1 protein-coding gene is annotated in these 554 nt (G+C 69.9%); it reads left to right on the top strand.

Annotation, left to right across the window (positions count from 1 at the left end; genetic code table 11):
* Window positions 1-144 precede the first annotated feature (144 nt).
* Window positions 145-554, top strand: a 410-nt coding sequence (locus AC1DWF_RS37615) for a site-2 protease family protein (RefSeq protein WP_476843505.1), incomplete at its 3' end; no start/stop codon positions are given.

Below are 554 nucleotides of genomic sequence, written 5' to 3'. Positions count from 1 at the left end.
GCGACGCGGCCCTGCATTGCTCCGGCATCCTCGCCGAGACAGCCGCCGTTCTGGAGGCCTGCCGGGACCTCACGGAAAAGGCCCTCGACCGCCTGTCGGCCTCCCGCGCCGCCCTTTCACCACATCGGGTCCTGGCCTGACGCCATGATGGAGATGCTGCCGGAGCTGGTCGCCGCGGTGCTGGCCAGCGTCATCGCCATCACCCTGCACGAGGCGGCGCATGGCTACGCCGCCCTTTGGCTGGGCGACCCCACAGCCAAGCTGATGGGCCGCCTCTCGCTCAACCCGATCCGCCATGTGGACCCGGTGGGCACGCTGCTGATCCCGGGCGTTCTCCTCGTCACGCAACTGCTGACCACCGGGCGGGTGGACGTGATGTTCGGCTGGGCCAAGCCGGTCCCGGTGGACGTCCGCAACCTGCGCAACCCGCGGTCCGGCATGATGCAGGTGGCCGCCGCCGGACCGATCATGAACTTCTGCCTGGCCTTCATCGCCGCTTTGCTGGTGCACCCGGCGGGGCTGGCGGACAGCTTCCTCTCGGCCGAATCGATGGC

Source organism: Aminobacter sp. P4_D5, assembly GCF_056401815.1.
The sequence above is the reverse complement of the archived record's forward strand: the minus strand, read 5'-3'. Positions and strand labels throughout refer to the sequence as shown.